This is a genomic window from Paeniglutamicibacter quisquiliarum (assembly GCF_019084045.1).
Classification (GTDB): Bacteria; Actinomycetota; Actinomycetes; order Actinomycetales; family Micrococcaceae; genus Paeniglutamicibacter; species Paeniglutamicibacter quisquiliarum.
The window spans coordinates 207,890-231,257 of record NZ_JAHRED010000003.1; the positions used below are offsets into that span (position 1 = coordinate 207,890).

Annotated in this window: 23 protein-coding genes; 6 read left to right on the forward strand and 17 right to left on the reverse strand. The window is 64.6% G+C overall.

Translation table 11 applies throughout. The features are described from left to right. Positions 1-54: 54 nt before the first annotated feature. Positions 55-1,602 carry a sodium/proline symporter gene (locus KRR55_RS07605; protein WP_217388477.1) on the forward strand — a complete coding sequence of 516 codons (1,548 nt, stop codon included), beginning with the start codon at positions 55-57 and terminating at the stop codon, positions 1,600-1,602. Then, entirely contained in the window at positions 1,599-2,093 is a 495-nt protein-coding gene (locus tag KRR55_RS07610; protein WP_217388478.1) for a hypothetical protein, read from the forward strand. Before KRR55_RS07605 ends, KRR55_RS07610 begins: the two co-directional genes overlap by 4 nt. An 86-nt stretch (positions 2,094-2,179) precedes the next feature. Here KRR55_RS07610 and glsA read toward each other — a convergent pair whose 3' ends face one another. From glsA to KRR55_RS07640, 6 genes are all read right to left on the reverse strand, one after another. Then, complete coding sequence (gene glsA, locus KRR55_RS07615; protein WP_217388479.1) at positions 2,180-3,967, reverse strand: glutaminase A; 1,788 nt, start codon at positions 3,965-3,967, stop codon at positions 2,180-2,182. A 5-nt stretch (positions 3,968-3,972) separates the two neighbouring features. Next, complete coding sequence (locus tag KRR55_RS07620) at positions 3,973-4,656, reverse strand: SGNH/GDSL hydrolase family protein (protein ID WP_217388480.1); 684 nt, start codon at positions 4,654-4,656, stop codon at positions 3,973-3,975. A gap of 196 nt (positions 4,657-4,852) precedes the next feature. Next, a complete protein-coding gene (locus KRR55_RS07625) occupies positions 4,853-5,149 on the reverse strand; it encodes a hypothetical protein (RefSeq protein ID WP_217388481.1) in 297 nt (98 codons plus the stop codon). A 29-nt stretch (positions 5,150-5,178) separates the two neighbouring features. Further along, a complete protein-coding gene (locus tag KRR55_RS07630; RefSeq protein ID WP_217388482.1) occupies positions 5,179-5,787 on the reverse strand; it encodes a DUF3105 domain-containing protein in 609 nt (202 codons plus the stop codon). A 13-nt stretch (positions 5,788-5,800) separates the two neighbouring features. Next, positions 5,801-6,445: a DUF305 domain-containing protein gene (locus tag KRR55_RS07635; RefSeq protein ID WP_217388483.1), complete on the reverse strand. Its 645-nt coding sequence runs from the start codon at positions 6,443-6,445 to the stop codon at positions 5,801-5,803. Between the two features lie 76 nt (positions 6,446-6,521). Next, positions 6,522-6,854: a hypothetical protein gene (locus tag KRR55_RS07640; protein ID WP_217388484.1), complete on the reverse strand. Its 333-nt coding sequence runs from the start codon at positions 6,852-6,854 to the stop codon at positions 6,522-6,524. Between the two features lie 153 nt (positions 6,855-7,007). Here KRR55_RS07640 and KRR55_RS07645 point away from each other — a divergent pair, with 153 nt between their 5' ends. Together KRR55_RS07645 and KRR55_RS07650 are read left to right on the forward strand one after the other, a co-directional pair. Next, positions 7,008-7,739, forward strand: a complete 732-nt coding sequence (locus tag KRR55_RS07645) for a M50 family metallopeptidase (protein ID WP_217388485.1) — start codon at positions 7,008-7,010, stop codon at positions 7,737-7,739. A gap of 384 nt (positions 7,740-8,123) precedes the next feature. Continuing rightward, positions 8,124-9,614 (forward strand): TIGR01777 family oxidoreductase, encoded by a 1,491-nt coding sequence (locus tag KRR55_RS07650; RefSeq protein WP_217388486.1) that lies wholly within the window; start codon positions 8,124-8,126, stop codon positions 9,612-9,614. A gap of 10 nt (positions 9,615-9,624) precedes the next feature. Here KRR55_RS07650 and KRR55_RS07655 read toward each other — a convergent pair whose 3' ends face one another. From KRR55_RS07655 to KRR55_RS07675, 5 genes are all read right to left on the reverse strand, one after another. Further along, a complete protein-coding gene (locus tag KRR55_RS07655; protein ID WP_217388487.1) occupies positions 9,625-10,737 on the reverse strand; it encodes a YihY/virulence factor BrkB family protein in 1,113 nt (370 codons plus the stop codon). 55 nt (positions 10,738-10,792) lie between these two features. Next, entirely contained in the window at positions 10,793-11,662 is an 870-nt protein-coding gene (gene rarD / locus KRR55_RS07660) for an EamA family transporter RarD (RefSeq protein ID WP_217388488.1), read from the reverse strand. 428 nt (positions 11,663-12,090) lie between these two features. Further along, complete coding sequence (locus KRR55_RS07665) at positions 12,091-12,525, reverse strand: hypothetical protein (RefSeq protein ID WP_217388489.1); 435 nt, start codon at positions 12,523-12,525, stop codon at positions 12,091-12,093. Then, positions 12,522-13,064, reverse strand: a complete 543-nt coding sequence (locus KRR55_RS07670) for a flavodoxin family protein (RefSeq protein WP_217388490.1) — start codon at positions 13,062-13,064, stop codon at positions 12,522-12,524. The genes KRR55_RS07665 and KRR55_RS07670 overlap by 4 nt, the downstream gene beginning before the upstream one ends. A 40-nt stretch (positions 13,065-13,104) precedes the next feature. Continuing rightward, positions 13,105-13,500, reverse strand: coding sequence for a hypothetical protein (locus KRR55_RS07675; protein ID WP_217388491.1), 396 nt, complete (start codon positions 13,498-13,500; stop codon positions 13,105-13,107). Between the two features lie 85 nt (positions 13,501-13,585). Between KRR55_RS07675 and KRR55_RS07680 the strand changes: the two genes are divergently transcribed. Further along, positions 13,586-14,743 carry a sensor histidine kinase gene (locus KRR55_RS07680; protein ID WP_217388492.1) on the forward strand — a complete coding sequence of 386 codons (1,158 nt, stop codon included), beginning with the start codon at positions 13,586-13,588 and terminating at the stop codon, positions 14,741-14,743. 49 nt (positions 14,744-14,792) lie between these two features. Here the strand turns inward: KRR55_RS07680 and KRR55_RS07685 are convergent, their stop codons facing one another. From KRR55_RS07685 to KRR55_RS07710, 6 genes are all read right to left on the reverse strand, one after another. After that, positions 14,793-16,439, reverse strand: a complete 1,647-nt coding sequence (locus KRR55_RS07685) for an ABC1 kinase family protein (RefSeq protein WP_217388493.1) — start codon at positions 16,437-16,439, stop codon at positions 14,793-14,795. Between the two features lie 683 nt (positions 16,440-17,122). Further along, entirely contained in the window at positions 17,123-18,490 is a 1,368-nt protein-coding gene (locus tag KRR55_RS07690) for an MFS transporter (protein WP_254455959.1), read from the reverse strand. A gap of 55 nt (positions 18,491-18,545) precedes the next feature. Beyond that, positions 18,546-19,445 carry a sulfite exporter TauE/SafE family protein gene (locus KRR55_RS07695; RefSeq protein ID WP_217388494.1) on the reverse strand — a complete coding sequence of 300 codons (900 nt, stop codon included), beginning with the start codon at positions 19,443-19,445 and terminating at the stop codon, positions 18,546-18,548. A 53-nt stretch (positions 19,446-19,498) separates the two neighbouring features. Beyond that, on the reverse strand, positions 19,499-19,795 hold the full coding sequence (locus KRR55_RS07700; protein WP_217388495.1) for a rhodanese-like domain-containing protein: 297 nt from the start codon (positions 19,793-19,795) through the stop codon (positions 19,499-19,501). A 120-nt stretch (positions 19,796-19,915) separates the two neighbouring features. Then, positions 19,916-20,500, reverse strand: coding sequence for a rhodanese-like domain-containing protein (locus KRR55_RS07705; protein WP_217388496.1), 585 nt, complete (start codon positions 20,498-20,500; stop codon positions 19,916-19,918). A gap of 114 nt (positions 20,501-20,614) precedes the next feature. Then, on the reverse strand, positions 20,615-22,012 hold the full coding sequence (locus KRR55_RS07710; protein WP_217388497.1) for an MBL fold metallo-hydrolase: 1,398 nt from the start codon (positions 22,010-22,012) through the stop codon (positions 20,615-20,617). A gap of 548 nt (positions 22,013-22,560) precedes the next feature. Here KRR55_RS07710 and KRR55_RS07715 point away from each other — a divergent pair. Next, positions 22,561-22,818: a metal-sensitive transcriptional regulator gene (locus KRR55_RS07715; RefSeq protein ID WP_217388722.1), complete on the forward strand. Its 258-nt coding sequence runs from the start codon at positions 22,561-22,563 to the stop codon at positions 22,816-22,818. The last annotated feature ends 550 nt before the right edge of the window (positions 22,819-23,368 follow it).

Here is a 23,368-nt window from a genome sequence, read left to right on the forward strand (position 1 = left end):
TGGGGTTCATGTGGATTTCAAGGGGCTGGAAGGCCGAGGACGTCGAGGTGGACCATGAAAATTGAGCTGGTGTTCCTGGTTGTCTATTTCGTAGCCATGGCCGGCATCGGCGTGTGGGTCATGCGCAGGAGCAGCGCCGGGGCCGAGGAATATCTCTTGGGCGGGCGCAGCCTAGGTCCGGGGGTTACCGCTCTTCGCCTGCAGAGTTCCTCAATGTCCGGCTACATGTTCATGGGTGCCGGCTCACTGGGCTACTCGCAAGGTTACTTCGGCATGTGGTACGCGCTCGGCGATCTCGGTGGCGGCGTACTGAACCTCTCGGTCCTTGGCCGGCGCATGCGCAAGCTTTCCCAGATATTGGGGTCGATCACTTCGATCGAATATCTTGAACACCGCTACCCGTCCAAATGGACACGTGCCATTGCCGCGCCGATCGCTCTGTTCTGCATCTTCTTCTATGTCCTGGCCCAGTTCATCGCCGGCGGACGCGGACTGGAAATGGTTTCGGGTGTCTCGTATCCCGTCGCATTGGCGGTGGCCATCGGAGTGATCGTGCTGTACACATTCCTCGGCGGCTACCTCGCGGTGGCCTACACCGACTTCGTCCAGGCCATCATCATGCTTATCGGCATGATGTGGATCCTGATCGGCACGCTGAACGCCGTCGGTGGTTTCACTGCTGGCAACAAGGGCGTAGGCGAACTTGATCCAACAATGCTGACCATGTGGGGAAAGGGCCTGGCCTTCGAAGGGCAATGGGGCATCATCATTGGCGCCTTGTTGATCTTCTCTATCGGATACATGGGCTGGCCGCACGTGGTGGTGAGCCACATGGCGATGAAGCGTCCCAGCGTTGCCCGTCGTGCCGGCGCTTACTCGCTGCTCTTCAACCTGGCTTTCATTCCCGGTCCGTACCTTGTCGGCATGTTTGCATTGCTCCTGGTCCCGACCTTGGCCAATCCGGAAACAGCGGTCTTCGCCGTGGCCGAGGCCGTGCTCCCATCCTTTGCGGTGGGAATCGTGATGGCCGCGATCATGGCGGCTATCATGTCCACCGCGGATGCACTGCTACTGCAGGCCGGCACGATTGCCAGCCAAGACCTCTACGCCCGGTTCGTGAACAGGAAGATGAATGACGGGCAGATGGTCTGGGTTTCGCGGATCATCGTGCTGCTCCTGGCCGTGGTCGGCTACATCATTGCCGCCTTCGACCCGCCGGCAGTAGCAGAGATCGTGATTTTCTCCACGACGGTGCTTGGGAGCGCGTTCGTCCCCGCATATATCTGTGCCGTGTGGTGGAAGAAGGCGAACACCGGGGGCGCCATCTGCTCGATGCTCGCAGGCACCGTTGCGGCCGTGGGATGGGAGATGGCGGGCATGGCCGCCATCACCGGGCTGGACCCGATGGTCGTGGGCATTGTGTGCTCAACGATCGCAATGGTGATCGGTTCCCTGGCCACACAGGCGCGGCACCCGGTTCCGGAATCGATCGTACGCGCGTTGGACGAGACGGCGAAGCTCGGCCCGATCCCCACCTCGCTGATGCTGGGCCAGGACCAGACCCTTGCCGCCCAGGCCGAAATCGCCGGACGTATCCAGTGATCGAGGCAGAATTCCCGGCCCTGCTCACCCGGGAACAAGCCGGCGCTGCGGTGCGGGCCAGGGCGGCGGCATTCGAGGTTGAATCCGCGTCCCTGTCCTTCCACCCCTTTGCCGGGTTCATCCACGCCTTGACGCTGCCCCGGACACGGGCGGAATCGACGATCCACACCTTGGTGGACCGGTTGACCGGCAAGACGTTCATCACCGACCCTTGGCCCGAACTGCGACACACCGGTTCGGGCCAAGGACGGGTGGACGACCCTCGGTGGAACAGCATCAGCTTCGAGAATGCACGGTTGAGATCGAGGCGCCTGGTGGCCACCGCCTCGCTGCGCAAGATGAAGCTCGGACACAACTCGAGGATCCGGGAGATCCAGAGCTACGAGATGATCTGGAAGCCGAATTGGCTGCTGGCAGGGAAGGTCGGCGACCAGGAACTAAAGGTCCTCGTGGATGGCATGAACGGCGGGTACTACGTCGTTGGATGCTAGGTGGGCAAGACGTGGTCCGGATCTTTCCGGACCACGTCTTGTGCCGGCCACAGGCATGCCGATATCGGGTCGGCCGCCGGGAAATCTTAGTGCAGCGGGAAATTCGAATCCTTGATGTTCGCCTCCACCCGGGTGTAGGCATCGCGCGCCACCGCCTTCCAAAAGCGCAAGGCGGTTCCCGGGTCATCGGCCTCCAGCCGGGCGATCGACGCGGCCGAGAGCACCTTCAGGTGCAGCCGGCCCACCGCGGTGACCCTGGTGGTCTGTTCGCCCTCGCCGCCCAGGGCAATCTCGCCGAAGGTCATGCCGGCCGACAGCGTGGCGTGCCGCACCGGCTTGCCGTTCTGCAGGGTTGAGGTGACGACCTTGCCGCTGAGGATGAAGTACACGCCGCCGAATTCCTGGCCGGGGGTGCGGATGATCCGACCGTCCTCGATCCGGCTTTCCTCCATCAGGGATTCGAGGAGGGCGATGTCCGCGGAATCCAGCGGGTCCAGCGCCGCGAAGTCGCGGACCGCGACCTCGCTGGGCACCAGGTCCTCGCTGCCGTGGCGCTGCAGCAGGATGGTCTCGGCCCACTCCACCGCATCGTTGCGGCTGGGGAAGCAACGCAGCGACTCCAGCGGCTCGAAGGCCTTTTCCTGCACCAGCGCCAGGGTGCGTCCCTCGGCCTCCATCTCCCGTCCCAACTGGTGGATCATCTGCACCGCGATCCGGTCGATCTCATCAACCCGGCGCAAGTCCAGGATCACCAGCTCCACAGACTCCTCCAGCCCGCTGACCTCGCGCACCATGGATTCGGTGCCGGCGAAGAGCAGGTCCCCGGCCAGCTCCACGATGTGCGCGCGCTCGCCGTATTCGGCCAGCAGCCGGTTGGCGGCATCGCTGTGGCGGGTGTACGACGGGGCATCGGTGATGTCGTAGTGGTCGCGGATCACCGAGCGGCCCAGCCGGGCGGCGCGCACGAAGTGCAGCCCCATGTCGGCGCTGATGCGCTCGCTGGCGGCGACCCCGCGCACCGAGGAACCGTGGGCGTCCAGGGCGGGGGAGTAGATGGCCAGGCCCACCTGGCCCGGCAGCACCGCAATCAGCCCGCCGCCGACACCTGACTTGGCCGGCAGCCCCACGGCCGAAATCCACGACCCGGCGTCGTCGTACATCCCGCAGGTGGTCATGACCGACAGGGTGCGCTGGACAGCCTCCTTGCTCATGGCCTGCACCCCGGTGCGCGGCTGGGTGCCGCCGTTGGCCAGGGTCGCTGCCATCATGGCCAGGTCCTGGGTGTTGACCATGACCGAGCAGGCGCGGAAGTAGTCCTCCAGCACCGGCGTCGGGTCGGTCTCGATGATGTCGAAGGAGCGCAGCAGGTAGGCCAGCGCGCGGTTGCGGTGACCGGTCAGCGCCTCGGAGGCGTAGATCGAATCGCTGAGCTCCAGCCGCCTGCCGGCCGCGGCGGAGAAGTGCTCCAGGATGCGGTCAAAGCGGCCGGTGTCCCGGTCCCGGATCAGCGAGATCGTGGCGATGGCCCCGGCGTTGATCATGGCGTTGGCGGGGCGCCCGCTTTCACGGGCCAGGGAGATCTCGTTGAACGCGTCGCCGCTGGGCTCCACGTCGATCTTGCGGTCCACCGCGTCCAGGCCGATGTCATCCAGCGCCAGCGCGTAGGAAAAGGGCTTGGAAATGGATTGGATCGAAAATTCCATCTCCGCGTCCCCGACCTGGTACACGTGGCCGTCGACGGTGGCCATGGCAATGGCGAACTTCGAGGGGTCGGCGTTCGCCATCGCCGGGATGCCCTGGTAGGGGGTCCCGGAGGTGAGGTCCAGCAGGTCGGCATACAGGTCAGCGAGGTAGCTGTCGATGGGGGAACGCATGGTTCCTAGCCTAGGGGGTCGACCCCTGGCGTGTCCGCGATGGCCTGCATGGGCTTGGTGGTCAGCGCCTGGCCAATGGCGGCGCCCAGGATCCGTGCACCTTCGACATTGGGATGCACCCCGTCGTCGCTGAGTCCCGGAATGAAGGTCCCGGCCTCACTTCGCAGCCCGGCGGCGGCATCCACGTACATCCACCCGCGCTCGCCGGCCAGCGTGCGCAGGAATTCGTTGTAGGCGAGCGTGGCGGCCACCGCGTCGTCGCGCGGCGGGATGCTACTCAGCAGCACCATCGGTGCGCGCACGATGCGTGCGATCCGGGCGAGGTTCTCCCCGATCCGTGCGTGTCCGGTGCCGTGGGCCAGGTCGTTGGTGCCGGCCAGAATGACCAGGGCGTCCGCGCTTCCGGGGCGCAGGGCGGCGGCCATGTCCCCGGACTGGGCCCCGCCCAGCGCCCAGCCGCCTGCCCACACCAAGGTGGCGGGTGTGCCGGGTGCATTGACGTAGTTGACCCAGGAGGCCTCCCCGACATGGCCCGCGGCCACGGTGTGGCTTCCCGCCGCGGTGATGGAGTCCCCGGCCACCCTGAAGGTGCTGTGGTCTCCACCGACCGACACGGCGATGGCCTGCGGCATCGGCTCGTCGGCGCGCGGCCCGCCGGTCAGCCCCAGCAAGCCGATGAAAACAGCCACACATGTAAATATCAAGAAGGGTTTGCGAGTTCCCAAGGTGTTGCCCCTTTCCTGCATTAAGCGTAGTGGGACAGGGGGCGTGATTTGGACTCGTTCCTGCAACGATTGCCGCGCGGACACAACAGATCACGGCCGCTTTCCGGGAATTCAATCTCCGGGAAGCGACCGTGACCTGGGACGGAATTTGGTGGTGCGGCTACTTGCGCCGCCCGGCCAGCAGCGAGGCAAGCACCACGGCGGCGGTGACGGAATTGACCGCGGGCCAGGCACCGATCTTCTTCGCCAGCGGGTGCGATGCACCGAAGGCGGCAAGATAGAGCCCTGTCAGGGCCACGGCCCTCGGGGTCCCTGCGTTGGCCTTCCACATCAGGAAGGCGCCGGTGCCGGCAACGGCCAGGACCGCCCCGCCCAGTGGGCGGTTCTTGGTGGTGCGGGCGGTGGCGAAGCCGCCGATGAGTCCGGTTCCGGCAAGGGCCGAGGGTAGGAATGACATGGTTGGGTGTTCTCCTTTTTCCTTCTAGCTTAGATGCCGATGCCGCCGGTGCACGGGGCGCCGGGTTCGAGGGTCTGGGGCCCCTGGCGGTACTTGGTGATGAAGGTCTTGATGCGGGGATCGTCCGGGGAATCGACGCTGAGCTGTTCGCCCCAGGCCGTGAGCTTGATCTTTGCGCCCTGGCCGGGGAAGGGACTCAGGATGAGGTACGTCTTTTCTCCCACCGCGTCCTTCAGCGCCGAGACCTCTGCGTCGCCGATGCCGTCGTAGGTGATCCACACGGCACCGTGTTCCATGGAGTGCACCGCATTGTTCTCCGGGACCGGTGCCTCATAGATCCCGCAATTGAGCCAGACGGGATTGTGGTCCCCGCCCACGCCGGGTTTCTGGTCGTAGGCGACCTTCGTATCGACGTGGTTGGCCGAGGCCACCTCGAAGGTCTTGACGCCGTCGATGGGGGCGGCGGCCGCTGCGGTGGCCGCCGATTTTTCCTGGGCGGCGCCGCTGAGGACCACGGTGGTGGGGACGACGATGGCCAGGGCGGCGGCGGCGATCACCGCGACGGTCAGCAATTTGGTTCGTTTTTCCTTGGCCTTTGCCTTGGCAAGGACCATTTGGGCTTCTGCGCGCTTGTTCATGGGAAGGAGTCCTTTAGCTCAGCTGGGCAAGCAGCTGGGTCAGGGCCGAGATTTCGGCCTGTTGTGTCGTGACGATTTTGTTGGCGAACGCGGCGACCATGGGGTTGTTTCCGCGTTGCAGGTAGGCCTCGGCCATTTCGACGCCGCCCTTGTGGTGGGCGACCATCAGGGTCAGGAATTGCCGGTCGGCGGTTTCGCCGCGGGCGGTGGTGAGCCTCTGGATGTCGGCTTCGCTGGCCATGCCCATGGAGGCCATGGTGTGGGGCTCTCCGGGGGCGACGCTGCCGTGCCCCGCATGCGACGCTTCCTCGCTGAGCAATCCATTCATCCACGTCATTGATTCACCGGTCTGGGGCAGGCCCCAGGTTTCAAGCCAGGCGAACATTTGCCCCGACTGCTGTTGCTGCGTCAAGGCCATGTCGTAGGCCATCGAGCGCACGGCAGTGTTGGTCGAGTGCTCGCGAATGATCATGGAAAGCTGCACGGCCTGGTGGTGGTGCGTTTGCATGTCCCGGGCGAAGCCCGCCTCGGGGGAGGCCTCGGAGGGCAGGTTGCTGCGTGGATTGGAGGAGCCCAGAATCCAACCGCCGGTGGCCATGGCGAGCATGAGGGCCACCAGGGCAATGACCAGGGCGCGAGAGGTTTTGGGTTCGGACATAGGGGGTCCTTGGAACGAAGAGTGCGGTGCGCCCGATATCGGGGCGCGCGGACGGCAGGGCTAGGGAAGCCGGGTTCTACGTTCGGGAAATGGACAGCGCGTGCAAATCCGGTGCCCGCGCTTGCTGCGGCTCGGACATGCCGGAACGTGCCGCCGAGGTTGCGGGTAGTGCGCCGAATGCCCCGGAGCTGTCAGGCCTCGGCGCAATCTGGACTGTGTTCAACTGCGGATCCGCGTGTGGTGCGCAGTGGTGCTGGGTGGGCATGTCCGTCGGGCAGTGCGACGTCCCGGCAGCGGGTGCCGCCTCCGCGTGGATCGGCGAGGCGGATCCGATGTCACCCAATCCGAAGGCGCCGCCCAGGGGCAGCAGCACCGACAGGGCAAGCAGCAGGCCAAGGAATCGCTTCACGTGCACGCCGCCCTTCGGATCCGCTGGAAAATGTTGGTTGAGGAATCAACGATATAAATGCCAGTTGTGCATTAGCTGTGAGAGTGCTTTTGAGAGCTCGCCCGCGACTGGCCCGGTGCAACCGGTGCACGGCCCAAGCCATAGGCTGGGTGGATGGAAATCATTGACCGGTGGTGGCAAGCGGTGCTGGCCGGCTTCAGCAAGAGCGACCCGTTGACGCTGACGCCGTGGCCGCTGCTGGGCCTGGTTGCCCTGTGTGTGCTGCTCACGGTGCCACGGGCCAGCTGGCGAATCTTTGGGCTGTATGTGACATTCGTTCACGAACTGGGGCATGCGGTTGCGGCGTTGGTGACCGGACGGTTTATTCACGGACTGAAGATCAGGCTGGATCACTCGGGCGAGCTTGTCAGCAGCGGCAAGCCGGGATTCTCCGCGGTGTTCAGCGGATTCTGGGGATACCCGGCACCCGCCGTGGTGGGCCTGTCGCTGGTTGGTGCGACGTATTTCGGCCATGCCTCCGCGGCCTTGTCCATTGGGGCCTTGGCCTTGCTTGGTTCGCTGATCTTCCTGCGGAACTGGGCGGGCATCGCGGTGGCGCTGTGCTCCGCCCTGGCCGCACAGCTGCTGGTGGTTTTCACCCCGGCCCGGGCCATGGCCTGGGTGGTCCTTGGACTGGGCCTGATGCTCTTGGTCGGTTCGGTGCGCGACCTCCTAAAGGTCATCGGGGTCCATACCCGCCGGCGCGGGCTGGTCGCTTCCTCGGACGCCTACATCCTGGCCACCCGCAGCTGGCTCCCGGCCTGGTTCTGGCTCCTGGGCTTCATCGTGGTGATTGGTGGCGCGGTAATGATTTCGGGCCGGATGATCTTCCTGATGCTGCGCTAGAGCCTTGCCGTGCGAGGTTCCCGCGCGGCGCCCTGACCTGCAGCACCGATCAGGCGGGGCGCCGGATGTCGGGATGTCCGTGGATGAAATGCAATGCGAGGGCCCGCCGAATCTCCGGTTCGTCCACCCCGTAGGCCCGGGCTATCTGCTCAAGCGTCCACCCGGCAGTGCGCAGTTCCATAAGGGTTGGATAGGCGGGCATGCCGCTGGCCATTTTCACCGCTCCCTTCGACTGGATCGATAAGTCCATCCAACACCACGGCACCGACACTTTGGAGCGTGACGAAACGTTGCGGCCCCGCACGTGGCCCTGCCGCGGGGCGAGGCTTTGGCCTAGTGTAAGTTGCAGGGGACAGCGACGCGAGAAAAGGGATGCATACGGCCATGGCAATCTTCGAATACACGACGCATCTGCCCTACCCGCGGGAAACGGTTTTCCGCTGGTTTGAACGTCCCGGTGCCCTGCCCCGGCTCTCGGCACCCTTCTCCGGAACGGTCAGGCAGGAACCGGACAAGGGCCTTGCCGTGGGTTCGCGGGCCGTCATCGACGTGGCCGCACCCGGGACCCTGGGCACCTCCTTGGCCGCCGCCGTCGGTGCCGCGGCGCTGGCCCTGGGGCTGCCCGGCCGGATACGCGCCGAAATCCCGTGGCATGCCAAGCACATCTCCCTGAATCCCGGCCGCGACTTCACCGACATCATGGAGTCGGGTCCACTGGCCCGCTGGGAACACCAACACTTCTTCGCCGACGACAGCAACTCGCCAATGCCCGGAACAGTGATGCGCGACGTCGTGGAGTTCGAGCTCCCGCTGCTTGGCCGGCTGCCCGGGAACAAGGCGCAAAGGCTCGCGGAACGGGTCTTCAAGCATGAACTGAGCCAGGTCTTCCGGTACAGGGAACGGACGCTCAGGGGCGACCTGGCATTCCACGCAAGCCACGAAACCCAGCCCTTGACCATTGCGGTTGCCGGTGCCTCCGGATTGATCGGCACCCAGCTCTGTGCCTTGCTGGGAGGCGGCGGGCACCGCGTCAAGCGCCTGGTGCGCGACCGCCGGGCCGCCAACGGCGAGGACACGATCTTCTGGGCCCCGGAGTACGCGGTGCTGGACCCCGAGGAGCTGCGCGACGTCGACGCGGTGGTGAACCTGGCCGGGCACACGATTGGCTCACGGTTCACCGCGAGCGCCAAGGAGGAAATCCGCGCTTCACGCGTGCTGGGCACTGGCCTGCTCGCCCGCGCCCTGGCATCCCTGGCAAAGGACGGCAGGCAACGCAGCCTCATCGTGGCCTCGGGCATCGGCATCTACGGCGCGACACCGCACGCCAACGGGCCGGCGGTTCCCCTGGACGAGGACGCCGCACCCGGAACCGATTTCATCGCCGGGGTGTGCACGGCCTGGGAAGACGCGTGTTCGCCCGCGCGCCAGGCCGGGGTTCGCGTGGTCAATGTGCGCACCGGCCTGGTGCAATCACCTGCCACCGGTGCCCTGCAACGGATGCTGCCGCTCTTCGCCCTGGGCCTGGGCGGACCCTTGGGGTCGGAGGCCTGGCAGTCCTGGATCAGCGTCGACGACGTGGTGGGCATCTACGCCCACGCACTGCTCACCAAGTCGCTGGAAGGCCCCGTCAATGCGGTGGCGCCACACCCGGTCCAGGCCAAGGAATACGCCGAGGTCCTGGGCAAGGTGGTGCGCCGTCCGGCTCGCGTTCAGGTCCCTGCCTTCGGGCCCAGGCTCCTGCTGGGCAAGCAAGGCGCAAGGGAACTGGCCTTCGCCGACCAGCGCGTCTCCAGCCAAAAGATCCAGGACAGCGGCTACGTGTTCAGGCACGTCGACCTGGAATCGGCACTGCGACACGTGCTGGGGCATTCCTAGACGGGCGCGGTCAGCGTCCGTTGCCGTGGCGCCTGCCCAGCAGGTACACCCCGACAGCGCCGGCCGCCCCGGTCAGCAGTCCCCAGGGCAGGCGCGGACCGGGCAGATCCGCTTCCGGGTGCGCGTCCCCGCCGGCGCGAACCCGCAGGGCGCGGCCGCTGTCACGATCATCGAGCAGGGCCAGTTGCGCCTTGGCGATCTCCGTGTCGTCGCGGGTCGGCAACGCGAGCTGGTCCTCCGCGGGCAGCCCCTGGCGTAATTCCCGGGCACGTTCAAGTTCGGCGTCAAGCTCCGAACCCAGCAGCAGGGAAATGTTGGCCAGCCAGATCCAGAGCAGCAGGATGATGACGCCGCCCACCGCGCCGTAAGCGCTCTGGTACTTGCTGAAGTTCACCACGTAGTAGAAGAACCCCGCGGTGCTCAGCGCCAGGACCAGCAGTGCGCCCAGCGACCCGGCGCTGATCCAGCGGAACTTCGGCTGCCGGACGTTGGGCGTGAAGTGGTAGAGCAGGGCGACCATGAGAACGGCGATCAGCAGCAGCACCGGCCACTTGGCAATGTTCCAGGCGAGCAGCGTTGCCTCGCCGAGCCCCAGCACCGAGCCGATTCCCTCCGCGACGGGTCCCGAAAGCACCAGGATGGCAATGGCCAGCACCGCCAGGCACAGGATCACCAGGGTCAACAGGTACATCTGCGGCCGCAGCTTCCACAGCGGACGGCCCTCGGCGGTGCCATAGGTGCGGTTCAGGGCCCGGCCGAACGCGCCCACGTAGGCGGAGGCCGACCACAGGGCCACCAGCAGGCCAATGACAAGCGTCCAACCGGCCCCCGTCTGCCCCCCGAGCTGGGTCAGCAGGGCCTCGGCGTTATCGCCCATTTCGCGGGTGCTGATCTGGCGGATCGTCTCAACCATCCACGCCCGGGTCTCGGGTCCGCTGCTGATCAGCGAGAGCATCGAGAGCAACGCCAGCAATCCCGGAACCAGTGAAAGCACCGAGTAGTAGGTCAGCGCGGCAGCAAGATCGGTGGCGCCGTCCCGGGAGAACTCGCGCATGGTGCGCTTCGCGGCATACAGCCAGGCATCCCTGCGCAATTCAAGTTCGCTGCTTTGTGACTGGTCCACTGGGGAATACACCTGCTTCCGGCAAGGCTTTCATGGTCTTTTCCCACCTTACGTCCTAGTTGCCCCGGCGCAAGGAACGTGTGGAGCGGAAGCCGTCGGCGGCCAGCACGACCAGGGCCAGGATGATGGGTGCGTAGGTGAGGGTGTCGCGGGCAAAAAGCTGTTCTCCCATCGCCACCGCTGCCACCAGGAGCAACACCGGTTCAACGTAGCTGAGCAGCCCGAATACCGACAGGGAGAGCAGGGAGGCGGCGCCCAGGTACAGGAACATGGCCACCGCCCCCAACACCCCAATGGACAGCACCGGCAGCAGGGTTGCCTCCGGCCCGCGGTCACCGGTGAGGATGAAATAGACGGCCAGGGGCGTGAGGAACAGGATCTCGAGCGTGAAGGCGGCATTGGACTCAAAGCGCGCGGCGCGCCGTGCAGCAAAGTACACGGGATACCCGAGGCAAATCAGCAAGGTGGGCCAGGCCAGGCCGCCGGCGAAGAGCAATTGGTGGCCCACGCCGAGAACCGCCAGGGCCACGGCGATTTTCTGTCCCCGCGACAGTCGCTCGGCGAAGGCCGCCCGCCCCACCACCACCATGACCAGGGGGAGCAGGAAGTAACCGAGCGACGTCGCCAATGCATACCCGTTCATGGGCGCATACATGAAGAGCCAGAGCTGGAGGCCCACCAGCGAGCTGGCCACGGCTCCGTAAACCAGCAGGCCGGGCCTGGCCTTGATGCGCCCGAGCAAGGCAACCATTTGGGCGCGGCGGCCCGGAACCAGCGCATAGAACGGGGCAACTATCAGCAGGGTCAGTACGATTCGCCACCCGTAGACCTCCGTGTGTCCGATGTCCCTCAGGGAACCGGAAATGAGGAAGATGGCTGCGAACAGCCCCGAGGCCGCCAGGGAGGCAAGAACGCCGCGATTCATCGATGACGCTCCAAAATAGACCGGGAACCGAGCACGGCCCTTAGTCTAGCGTCGATCAATAGGGAGGGAATCCCGCTGCTCCGCCGCGGACGCACGGCTTGGCCGACTGATGCAGCATTGCAGCCTCCTCGCTTCATGGAGTTTCGGGGTCACGGGAAGCGGCGGGAATGTCAGTCTTTCCAGCGAGCCTGAGACGGTCGCCGACCTTTACCACCCCTGTCCGGGGGACGCGGGTTTAGAGCACTACACGGTCCTAGACGCCGGCGGCGAATTCCGGAGCACCTCCGCCGCAGTGGACCGACTTGGCACGCGCACGGGAGCCAAGGCCTGCAAGCAGCACAGCAGCGGATGACAGCGGGGCCAGCACTGTAGCCGGTGGTAGTGGGTGGAGGGGGATACAGGCCTCCGGGCTAGACCTGAGCGTCGCATCACATGGTGCCCGGGGGCAGGGCTCGACTGGAAGTGGGGCCCTGGCCCTTTGCTATTCCGAGCATGAAGAACACGAGGACCAATTCGAGCGTGCCGAGGCCGAAATAGATGGCCTGCAGGAACGAATACTCGAGAATGATCGCCAGCTCCACGAACACCCAAATGATCATCCCGAATCCCGCAACGGCGGACCACAGCATGGATGAAGGGTGGTGTGCCCTCAGCAACGCGGCCGCAAGGCCCTGCGTACCGCCGACGACTACTCCCAGGATGATCCCGGGGACCATGAACGAGTCGAAGGGACTGCCCTGAAGGTATTCCAGGGGAACTCCCGCACCCTTGAAGACGATGGCCATCACGGCACCCGCGAATGCGGACAACGAGCCAAAGAGCAGGAGCACCAGGAGCGCGGTCCGCGTAGCACTGCCATTCATTCGCCCGATCCTAGTTCCTCCGGGGGAATCGCACCCAGGCGCGCACCCCACTCCCGCGCCCGGTGCTCCTCACCTGCGAGCAGATGGGTCGCCTTATCGACAAGGAAGCTCTCGGATTCGACAGCCAGTTCGAATCCCGAGGCCCGCAACAATCTCGATATGCCTCTGGACGCCCTGCCGGTCAACAGTGCCGCAGCATCGAAACGCGTGCCAAAGGCCGCTGCCCTGCCTTCGACACCGGAGAAGGAAGTCAGCCAATCGTGGATTCCCATGCCAGCAGAGTCGGGCTCAAGCGAAAGATCACCCGCGGAGCGAGTTACGGTGGTCCGTGCCGCGTTGCGGGTCGATTCCCGGCTCAAGCCGTGGGCATGCGTGGGTCCTCCCACGATGAGCAGGTCGAGTTCGGCGGGGTTGATTCCATTGGTCTTGGACACCGGCAGGGAGGGTACGTTACCTGCTGGGTCGATGCCGCGGGCAATGGTCTCGGCGACCTGTCGCGTATTGCCGTACATTGACTCGTTAACGACGATTGCGCGCATCTTTGCGTCTCCTGATCGATGGATGGGGGATGAAAGTGGCCTATCTTTGGTGCCCCGGCTGTGAACCTGAGGCCACAGCGGTTCGCAGGAGAACAATGATTTCCACGAGCACACCGAGGACACATCCGGCGATGGCCACCACAATCAGCACCCGTGTCACCATGCCCCAGTCGATGCCGGAGCTGCCGAAAGCGAAGGGAAAGAGCCTCCACAGCCGGGTCAGCACGGCCAACGCGAAGACACTGGTGACGATGTCTCCCACGGCCTTGACCCAGGCGATGTCCAAGACCAAATTGATGAAATTCACCACCGCGCCGGCGATCAATGCGGCCACCGCCACACCGATGACCTGTAGGGTGTCCTCGGTGAGGAACGGCAACGCCCGCCAGCCCGGCGAACCGGTGACTAGCAAGACCAACACGACATTCACCAGCATGGCGACGAGATAGCCTCCCCTGCGGGCCCCAGCGCGTTGTCGAACCTTCGGTCCCCGACTTGCCCGTCTCCCCGTGTCCCTGGCCATGAACACCATGGTGCTCGCGAATTGCGCCCGGCCACAGGGCCGAAGGTCATACCGGGGAGCGGTAGCTAAGGACATCGTCTCGGGCCCGGGCTTTGTGGCCCAAGCCGCCCTTGAAGCCTCGGACTCGGCCATGGTTCTCATGTGCAGCCCACCGGACGACGGAGGTGAGGTCGAGGTGCTCGCAGGCCACGGTGAGGCGTCGTCGGGGATGGTTGGCCGACGTCTGAAGCTGGAATCAGCGGCCGTTCGAAACGTTGTGTCTTCGGGCAGGCCGGAAGCCTTTGAAAAGGCATCAGGCTTGCTGGGGCCGAGGTACTCCAAAGGATACGGTCCTGCCCTTCTGGCACGACTGGGTACGGAAGACGCGGCCCAGGGAGTGCTGGTGCTAGTGCGGGGCAACGGCGGCATGTTGTACTCATCGGTGATTATCGAAATGGTCGCCGTCTTTTGTGCCCAGTCGGCCTTGTCACTAGAACTGGCAAAGTCACGCAAACTTCACGAACAACTGATCCTGTATACGGACAGGGACCGCATCGCCCAGGATCTACACGATGTCGTGATCCAGCGCCTCTTCGCCGCAGGATTGAATGTACAAAGTCTTGGCCGATTCATCAACGATCCGCAGGGACTTGCGCGCATCCACAACATCACCGATGAACTGGACGCAACGATCAAGGAACTGCGCGAAACCATCTATTCGCTTAAGGCCTATGCCGGCGAAACAGAACTCTTGAGCAGCCGAATTGTGAATGCCATCAGAGAAGTCTCCAAACCGCTTTCGTTTACGCCCCGCATTGTCTTGTCCGGGCCCCTCGACTCACAAGTCCCGCTGAATGTTGTGCAAAATTTGCTCGCGGTGGTGACTGAGGGCGTTAGCAATGCCGTTAGGCATTCGCAGGCCGACGAAATCGATGTCGCCGTGACCATGGACGATTCCAACTTGAGCATCACGGTCGAAGACAACGGTCGAGGAATTGTCGAACCGGCCAAGAGCAGTGGATTGGAAAACTTGGAAACTCGTGCCCTGAAGTTTAACGGAGTGTTTCAAATCGAAAGCGGAACCGGCCAGGGAACACGATTGTCTTGGTCCATTCCGTTGTCCCAGCATGGTCCTGCTCGAGTTCGAGCGACCTTTCCCGACGATTCGGCCAAGTAGCGAGTCGGGGCGGGGCTTATCTTCGTCCATCCGCAGCAACAGCACATCGTCAGGCCAGGGGGCGCCGTGCCCCCGGCCTGGAAGTCCACGCCAGATAGCCGCCCATGGCTCCCAAGGCTCCGACGCCACCGGCAAGCAACCTGTTTTGCCATGAATTGAATCGATCACGGTCGGCAGTTGTCAGATCACCGATTCCGCGAATGAAGGCGGCAAGGATCATGCCGGCCACGAGCCGATTTCCGATGCGTTCAGCCCTGGCAAGCAACGGCATGAGGTCATCGGAACGGAGTCGGACTTCGGGGCCGTCGTCGAGGTTGCGAAGCACATGCTCCAAGATTTCGGGCAGTTCTGCTCCAAAGTCCGCGGCGTCAAGTCCCCACTTCTTGAGCACGCCAGGTAGCTTGCGCGGATTGAGCCGTTCGAAGGCCAGCCTGCCGGCATACGGTTTGAGCGCCTCACCGAGATTGAACTCGGGATTGAGCCGAACGCCCATGCCTTCGGTCATCAAGATCATCTTTGTCAGCATGGCCAATTCGGTGGGTAACTGAAGACGATGCGTACGCAGGATGGTCAAGAGGGTAGTGACGAGGGCAGAGAGCTGTATTTCACCAAGAAGTTTCCCCTCGTACTGTCGAATGAAGTGTCCGATGTCCCGCACGAGCCGTTCCCGGTCTGGGATATTCGTATTGACGGAGAGCTGAATTAGGCGACGGGATATCCGGTCCGCGTCACTCCTGCTGAACGCGAAAAGGAGCTTGCCGAGTTGGTCTCGAAGACGGTCGTCCAACTCGCCGACCATGCCAAAATCGATCAATCCAATACGACCCGTTGCTTCAATAAATAAGTTTCCGGGGTGTGGATCTGCGTGGAAGAACCCGTCATCGAAAATCATCTTGGCGATTGCTCGTGTGGCTCGGTCGGCCAACTGGTCCCGCTCGACCAAGGGCATGGAACGTACCGCTTCATCATCGATCTTGAGACCGCGGATCCGTTCGATCGTCAGCACGCGGGAAGTAGTAGTCTCCCAAAATACTTTCGGAATATGGATACTTTCGTCTCCGGCAAAGTTATTGGCGAATCGTTCTGCGTTTTGGCCCTCTTTGAGGTAGTCCAATTCGGCCCGGAGTGTTGCCGCAAATGCTGCCGCTACCGACTCCACGTTGTAGTCCGCCACAACGGGCCAGTTACGGCTTGCCTGATGGGCCAGATTCTGCAGGATTTCAAGGTCTTCCTGCACCTGCGCGACTACGCCGGGCTTACGAACCTTCACGACGACAGCTGTGCCGTCATGAAGAGTCGCCGCATGGGCTTGGCCGATGGAAGCGCTGGCTAGAGGAACATCGCTGAAGTCTGCAAAGAATCGCTCGGGAGATGCGCCCAATTCCTGCGCGATCAGGGAACGGATGACATCCGAAGGAACGGGAGATGTACCATCTTGGAGCCTGGACAGCGCCGCAAGATAGTTGGGCGGAAGCATGTCCGGCCGTGTGGAAAGCACCTGTCCAAGCTTGATGAATGTGGGGCCCAGCTCTTCCAGAGCCTGGACCAAACGATCTGGATTGCCTAACCGGCCGGTCGATCCGGGTGCCGAACGCATGTGCAACCGCTCCAGGCCCAAGCCGGTCGCCAACGATTCCAAACCGTGCCGGACGAGGATTTCCGCAACTTCAGCGTAACGTTCAAAGTGCGTGGTCATGGCTTTCTCCAAGACTTGAGTGCTTCGGTCAGGCGCGGCAGAAACTGAGGACGGGAGCCCAAAACCAGACCACTAACATGTGGGACAGCGTAGCCCCGGGGGCGGCTGGGAGCATAGGGCGGGGGCAACTGCTCGCCGATCACCGCTGCACGGCCTCGCTGCAACGGTGAACGGCGGGACTGGACACGACGTTGGGTTCTAGACGCCTCTTGGTCCTGGTGTCGGTATAGATGTTCGCTGTTTGAGTAGGGAAACATGAATGAATCTCGTTGCCGGGACGGGGACAGCGATCGACTACGGACTCGGCTGTGCTCGGTCTCCGGAACAAGGCGATGAGGGCCTGAATGCTGGTGAAGTCCCAGCATCCCTTGCATGTGCAGGAAGGTCAATTGGACAGTGCATCGATACGGTTCTTGCACCCCCGGTTGCCTCGCCGCATTGAAGTCGCGACCACCATTCAGGAAGTGTCCGGGGGCTAGAGGTGAGTGGCCTCGCTGATGGCTCAGTGGGGGCCGACGGTGCATTGGAATACCCGGAGGGATAGGTCGACAACGGTGCGCTCAAGATGGCGGTTGGTGAAGTCCTGGAATCCGGGTGCGGGCGCATGACGCTGCCGGCCGGCGAGGCTGTGCAGGGTTTCAAAGTTGAGGGCAGTCTTGTTGGGGTGATCAGTTCGGTGTACGTCACCAGTTCGGCCGGCAGCGTGACGCGTCCCAACACTGCGCATTTTGGCGCAATGAAGCGGAAGCTTTGTGGCGGTATCGACCGGGGGGTCCGGCGGTGGGAAGTGGTGGGTGCGTTTCATACATGCGCATCGCGACGACTAGGGCTGCCGCGGCGCTGAGGGTGGCGGCCATCCAAATGGCCGCGTGCAGGCCCAGCAGGTCGGCAACGATTCCGCCGGCGATGGCTCCGACGGCGTATCCGAGGTCGCGCCAGACCCGGTAGACGCCCACCGCCCGTCCCCGCCAAGCGGGGTGTGCGACGTCGCCGACGGCGGCCAGCAGCGTGGGGTAGACCATGGCGGTTCCCGCCCCGAGCAACACTGTTCCGGCCGCCCACCCTCCAAAGCCGCTTCCGAGCGCGATGAAGGCCAGAGCCCCGGCCTGGGCCAGCATGCCGGCGGTGATGAGGTGCTTGCGCCCAATCCGGTCCGAGAGGGCCCCGGTGAACATCTGGCCAATGCCCCACACGCCGGGATACAGGGCGAAGAGCAGGCCGATCTGGCTGGTGCCGAAGTCCGCAGTGGCGAACAGGATCGGGAACAGGCCCCAGGAAAGTCCGAAATTCAGGTTGTTCACCAAGCCGGCCAGGCTCGCCGAAGACAAGGCCGGTTCCCGGAAGCTGGCCAGGGCAAACACTTGGCGGTTGGTCAGGTCCGAGTCCATGCCATGCCTCGCGGAGGTGCCTCGGAAGGCAATGTTTCCGGCATCCAGGAGGGCGTGCGGGCGGGTCTCGCGGACGAACACCCCCGACAGCAGCAGTGCCAGCGCGGTGTAGGCGAGGCCCAGGAGGAAGGGTGCGGGGCGCAGCCCGTATTGCCCGGCGAGGTATCCGGCCAGCATGGAGGTGGCGGCAACGGCCCCGTAGCCGGCGGCCTCGTTCAGGCCCATGGCCAGGCCTCGCTGGGCCGGACCCACCAGGTCGATTTTCATGATGACGGTGGTGGACCAGGTCAGGCCCTGGTTGATGCCCAGCAGCACGTTCGCGGCGATGACCCAGCCCCAATCCGGGGCAAGGATGAGCATCAGCGGCACCGGGATGGCGACCAGCCAGCCGGCCAACAGCACGGGCTTGCGCCCGTAGCGGTCCGAGAGGGTTCCGGCGAACCAGTTGGAGGTTGCCTTGGCAATCCCGAAGGCCGCGACGTAGGCGAAGAGGAACGTGTATCCGCTGAGGCCGAATTCGGTGTGGGCCAGCAGCGGCAGGACGGTTTGCTGCTGCCCGACCATGCCACCAACCAGTGCGTTGACCGCGACGAGCAGGGCGAACTGGGCCGCGTTGGCGCGCAGGCCCAGGACGGGGAGGATCTTGGTGGTGGACGGCTTCATGCGCGGGCTCCTGGGGTGCCGGGGTTGGAGGGGAAACACGGCGAGGAGCCGGTGGCTAGTGGGCTTCGGTTGCCGTGGTGGTGGTGGCGGGCGAGCCCATGGTTGCGCGCCGCAAGGGGCAAACGGGGATTGCGAACCAGCACAGGGCCGCAACGGCAGCGGTTGCGCCGGTGGTGATGCCCAGGATGAGGTTGGCCGGTGAGGGCAGTTCCTGGACGAGGACGAAGACGCCCATGGCCAGGACGAAGAAACCAAAGCCCTTGCGCAGGGCCGCTTCGGGGATGCGTCCGGCCAGGCGGGAGCCGAGGAAGGAGCCGAGGATCGCGGCGGCCGTGACCCCGCCGACCAGTGCCCAGTCCAGGGTGACGGTGGTGAGGTAGCCGCCAAGTCCGGCGAAGGACTTCATGGCGATAACCACCAGCGAGGTGCCGACCGCGACGGGCATCGACAGGCCGCCGAGCAGGGCGAGTGCCGGGACGACGAGGAAGCCGCCGCCGGCGCCGACGAGCCCGGTGACCATGCCCACGATCAGGCCCTCGATGATGACCTTGAATACGGGCAACTCGGCGTCGTGGGTGGCGCCGGTGTGGTTCTTGCGGCCGCGGATCATGGCCAGGGATGTGGCGACCATCATGAGCGCGAAGGCGATCATGAGGATCGTTCCGGGGATGTGGCCCCCGAGCAGGCCTCCGCCGAAGGCCCCGGCCATGCCGGCGGCCCCGAAGACCAGCCCGGTGCGCCATTTGACGCGCTTCTTGCGGGCGTGGGTCACGGCGCTGACGGCGGAGGTGGCACCGACGACGAAGAGCGAGGCTGCGATGGCTTCCTTGGGGTTCATGCCTGCAACGTAGGTGAGGATCGGGACGGTGAGGATGGACCCGCCCCCGCCGAGCAGGCCGAGCGAGAGCCCGATCAGCACCGAAAGCAGGAGGGTGAGTACGAGGGTGAGGGTCATGGAGGTGGCCTTGTCTGGGGAGGGGGCGTGCGGGGTGGCGCCGGCGCGAGCTTTTAGGTGACGGGCAGGCCGGCGCGTTGCCAGGCGATCATGCCGCCGGCCATGGTGTCTGCGGTGAATCCGGCCCCGGTGAGGGCGTCGGCGACGCGGGCGCTGCGGTTGCCGCTGCGGCAGATGACGATGACGGGGCGGGTCCGGTCGAGCTCGTCCAGGCGGGTGTTGAGTTCGCCCATGGGGATGTGGAGGGCGCCGGGGATCATGCCCTCGGTGATTTCGAAGTCTTCGCGGACGTCAAGGAGCTGGTCCGTGGGGCGTCGCTGGTCGGTGTCGGTAATGGTGATTTCTGGCATGGTCTGCTCCTTCGGGGCGTGTTCAAGCGGTGCGGGGGGTGGTTTCCGGGCCCGGATCAACGCGATCCGGGCCCGGAAGCCGGGAGGGACCCGGTGGGCCAGGGGCCTACCGGGTGTGTGCTACGACTTCTTGGGCGGAAGCTGGGCGAGCACCGATGCGCGGGTCGGTTCGTTGCCGGTCTTGTTCCACGGCATCTTGGCCAGGGCCTTGCCCATGGCGCAGGTGTTGGTTGCCGCGGAGAAGGTCAAGCCCGCCCCGATGACCCCGGCGACGGTGCGGATCTGCGGGGAGAGGAACCTGCCCCCGGCCAGCCCGGCGATCACCAGGGAACCGGCGGCCATGCGCACCTGGCGTTCCAGGTCCCAGCGTTTGGAACCTTCCACGGTCCGGCCGCCGGCCTGTTTGTAGGCCGGGACGCCGCCGGCCAAGACATGGGCGTTGCCGAATCCGACTGACGCGAGGTTGGTCTTGGCTTCGGTGGCGCGCACGCCGGATTGGCAGACCAGAACCACCTTGGTGTCAAGCCTCGAAGCGAGTTCCTCGGTGTGTTCGGCCAACAACGGGAGGGGGACGTTGTATGAGCCCAGGATGTGCAGGGATTCGAATTCGGCGGCGGAGCGCACGTCGAGCACCACGACGTCGGAGCCGGCGGAAATCCAGTCCTTGAGTTCTTCGGGGCTGGTGGTCTGGGGAACGGGGTTCATGGCTTGTGGGCCCTTTCTGCCGGGCATGGCGCCCGGCCGGTCCCGCATCCGGAAAGGAAAATGAGGGACCGGAAATACGTAGGATCTATGGTTGAGGGAGGGGCGGGCGAGGACTTAGGCGTTTTGCATTTGCTTCCAGTCGGCCCAGCCGGCGTAGCTGCCCTCGAGCTCGACTACGTCGAACCCGGCACGGCGCAGCGTGGAGGCTGCCACGGAGTTGCGGACCCCGGACTGGCAGTAGCTCACGATCGCGCCGGCGGACGGAAGGTTCTCGGTGTTCCAGAGCACCCGTCCGGCGTTGAGCTGTTCGGAACCCGGCACGTGCCCGGCGGCGTGCTCGGTCTTGTTGCGCACATCCAGCAGCAGGGCGGCATCGAACCCCGCCAGCTCGGCCGGGGAGACCGTGCGAGGCACGTAGACCGGCAGGCCGTCCAGGGACGTGATGTATCCGGCGACCTTGTCGATGCCCACCCGGATGAGATGGTCCCACATCTCGGTGGCGCTTTCGCTGTTCGGGGCCAGCAGCACCAGCGGGCGCTGGTCGGTTTCCGGGTCCACGGCCCAGGCGCCGTAGCTGGCGGCCTTGGTGCCGGCCGGGATGTTCAGTGCCCCTGCGGCGGTGCCCTCGTGGACCAGGGTGTGGTGGCGGGTGTCGACCACGCCGATTTCGTCGCCGGCCAGGGCGGCGGCGACGTCCTCGGTGGCCAGCTCGGCCAGCGGTGCGCGGTCGCCTAGGACGGCCGGACCCTGGCGGTTTTCGCGTTTCATGCGGCCGAAGTAGGCATGGGCGTCGGGCTGCCCGTCAAGTAGGGCCTCGACGAAGCCGGCCTCGTCGTTTGCCTCCAGGTAGGGGCCCCACCACGCGAAGTTGCGTTCGTAGCCGACAGTGGAGGAAGGGATCGCGCCCAGCGCCTTGCCGCAGGCGCTGCCGGCGCCGTGGCCCGGGTAGACCTGTACGTAGTCGGGCAGGGTCAGGAACTTGTTCTTCAGGGAGCTGAACAGGTCGTGGGCCCCGGCGAAGCGGGTGTCGGTCCCGCCGGCGGCCTCGTCGAGCAGGTCCGGGCGGCCCAGGTCGCCGGAGAAGACGAAGTCGCCCGAGAGCAGGAAGCCAGGTTTGTCGCTGAAGGCGCCGTCGGTAACCAGGAAAGAAAGGTGCTCGGGGGTGTGCCCGGGGGTGTGCAGTGCGGTGATGGTGATGTTGCCTAGCGTGATGGTGGACTGGTCGAGGAGGCGTTCTGCCTCGAACTCGTACTGCCAGTCCGTCCCGCCCTCGCCCGAGACGAAGAGCTTCGCGCCGGTTGCCGCGGCCAGTTCCCGGGTGCCCGAAAGGTAGTCCGCGTGGATGTGGGTCTCGGTGACGGCAACAATCTTCATGCCGTTTCTTGCGGCGAGGTCCTGGTAGACCTGGATGTCGCGGCGGGCGTCCACCACGAGGGCTTCACCCTTGGCCTGGCAGCCGATGAGATAGCTGGCTTGTGCGAGGTCTTCGTCATAGATGCGTTCCAGAAGCATTGGTTCTCCTTGTTGTCGGTCGTGGTTGGTTCACCTGCCCGTGATACCCCTAGGGGTATACGATTCATTTCAAACAATAATACCCCTAGGGGTATGCGTCAAGTCATCCATCGTCCGGACCCTGGGATCGCTTGCCCAGCAAAAAGCGGCGCTCGGCGCCATTCTCGCTGGCGCCGAGCGCCGCGCGGCATGGTGCGGCCGGGGCCTATCGGCCAAAGAGGCGCGCGAGGAACCCGCCTTCCTTGCTGGAGACTTTCGGAGCACTTGGATCGCAGGAGCAGCGCTCATTGCGCGGCACATGTGCCATGACCTGCTTGACGTGCTGGCCGCATCCGGCCCAGGTGGTTTTCTGGCACTTGTGGCATTTGGTCGCTCGACACATGGGGTGGTTCCTTCGGCTTGGGGTTGTAGGTGGAGGCTCGTCCGCCCCCTCGGTGGTTGTTCGGGGTGCATACCCTTGGGGGTATTTAGATTCCGCTGTCGATGTTACCCCAGGAAACCCCCGGGGGTATATAATTGAGTAAATGACTACCCGGGAGGTACCCATCATGGATCTTGAAGTGGACACTATGAAGCCCGTCATCAACAGGCTCAAGCGCGCCCAAGGCCAGCTGAACGCGGTGATCCGCATGCTGGAGGAAGGCAGTGACTGCCGTGCAGTTGTCACCCAGCTTTCCGCGGCGTCAAAGGCCATCGATCGCGCCGGGTTTGCCATCATCGCCACCGGACTGGAGCAGTGCCTCAAGAGCGAGGACCCCTCGGCAGACCGTGCCGACATGGAAAAGCTGTTCCTCTCCCTGGCCTAGCCCCGTCTATCCAGCGGCCACTCTCCGTGGGTAGTATCCCGCGGGAATCTGGCCGCCCTGTATCACTCATGCACGAACGGAACAGTGTGGCGGTTTCGTAACCACCAAGGAATCACTATCTGCCGCCAAGCGGGCCCTAGCGATCAGAACCGCTCTCCATCTCCCAGCTACCGTGCACTGAGTGCAAGCATTCCCTGAGATTGCTTTATCAATTGACCCATAAACCGCCAAGCTGAGGATATCGACACGGTGGATCGGAGCAGGAATCGTCCCGAGGCTGTACTCCGACAAATCTTGCTGCCAACCGGCGGCCCGCTAGATTGGCAGCAGGCGGTTTCAGTCTCGATCATTGCAGGAACCGGACCGTGAAGTTCCTCAGCCTGCGTCTGATTTCTTCAGTCCGGCGGAGCGGACCAAACCCAGCCGCGAATCCTGGGCGTGTCCTCCAAATGTCAGCGATGGGAGTACCGTCCATGACTAACATGGCTCGGTAGTGCTCCGCCAATTCGACGGAACCCTGCCCCCTCGTCGGCGAGATTTCCGAATGCGA

Coding starts and splice junctions, on each gene's coding strand:
- KRR55_RS07605 (WP_217388477.1), top strand. CDS start 55: ATGAAAATTGAGCTGGTGTTCCTGGTTGTCTATTTCGTAGCCATGGCC.
- glsA (WP_217388479.1), bottom strand. CDS start 3,967: ATGCGTTCCCCCATCGACAGCTACCTCGCTGACCTGTATGCCGACCTG.
- KRR55_RS07625 (WP_217388481.1), bottom strand. CDS start 5,149: ATGTCATTCCTACCCTCGGCCCTTGCCGGAACCGGACTCATCGGCGGC.
- KRR55_RS07630 (WP_217388482.1), bottom strand. CDS start 5,787: ATGAACAAGCGCGCAGAAGCCCAAATGGTCCTTGCCAAGGCAAAGGCC.
- KRR55_RS07635 (WP_217388483.1), bottom strand. CDS start 6,445: ATGTCCGAACCCAAAACCTCTCGCGCCCTGGTCATTGCCCTGGTGGCC.
- KRR55_RS07645 (WP_217388485.1), top strand. CDS start 7,008: ATGGAAATCATTGACCGGTGGTGGCAAGCGGTGCTGGCCGGCTTCAGC.
- KRR55_RS07650 (WP_217388486.1), top strand. CDS start 8,124: ATGGCAATCTTCGAATACACGACGCATCTGCCCTACCCGCGGGAAACG.
- rarD (WP_217388488.1), bottom strand. CDS start 11,662: ATGAATCGCGGCGTTCTTGCCTCCCTGGCGGCCTCGGGGCTGTTCGCA.
- KRR55_RS07665 (WP_217388489.1), bottom strand. CDS start 12,525: ATGAATGGCAGTGCTACGCGGACCGCGCTCCTGGTGCTCCTGCTCTTT.
- KRR55_RS07670 (WP_217388490.1), bottom strand. CDS start 13,064: ATGCGCGCAATCGTCGTTAACGAGTCAATGTACGGCAATACGCGACAG.
- KRR55_RS07675 (WP_217388491.1), bottom strand. CDS start 13,500: ATGCTGGTGAATGTCGTGTTGGTCTTGCTAGTCACCGGTTCGCCGGGC.
- KRR55_RS07680 (WP_217388492.1), top strand. CDS start 13,586: ATGAACACCATGGTGCTCGCGAATTGCGCCCGGCCACAGGGCCGAAGG.
- KRR55_RS07685 (WP_217388493.1), bottom strand. CDS start 16,439: ATGACCACGCACTTTGAACGTTACGCTGAAGTTGCGGAAATCCTCGTC.
- KRR55_RS07690 (WP_254455959.1), bottom strand. CDS start 18,490: ATGAAGCCGTCCACCACCAAGATCCTCCCCGTCCTGGGCCTGCGCGCC.
- KRR55_RS07695 (WP_217388494.1), bottom strand. CDS start 19,445: ATGACCCTCACCCTCGTACTCACCCTCCTGCTTTCGGTGCTGATCGGG.
- KRR55_RS07700 (WP_217388495.1), bottom strand. CDS start 19,795: ATGCCAGAAATCACCATTACCGACACCGACCAGCGACGCCCCACGGAC.
- KRR55_RS07705 (WP_217388496.1), bottom strand. CDS start 20,500: ATGAACCCCGTTCCCCAGACCACCAGCCCCGAAGAACTCAAGGACTGG.
- KRR55_RS07710 (WP_217388497.1), bottom strand. CDS start 22,012: ATGCTTCTGGAACGCATCTATGACGAAGACCTCGCACAAGCCAGCTAT.
- KRR55_RS07715 (WP_217388722.1), top strand. CDS start 22,561: ATGGATCTTGAAGTGGACACTATGAAGCCCGTCATCAACAGGCTCAAG.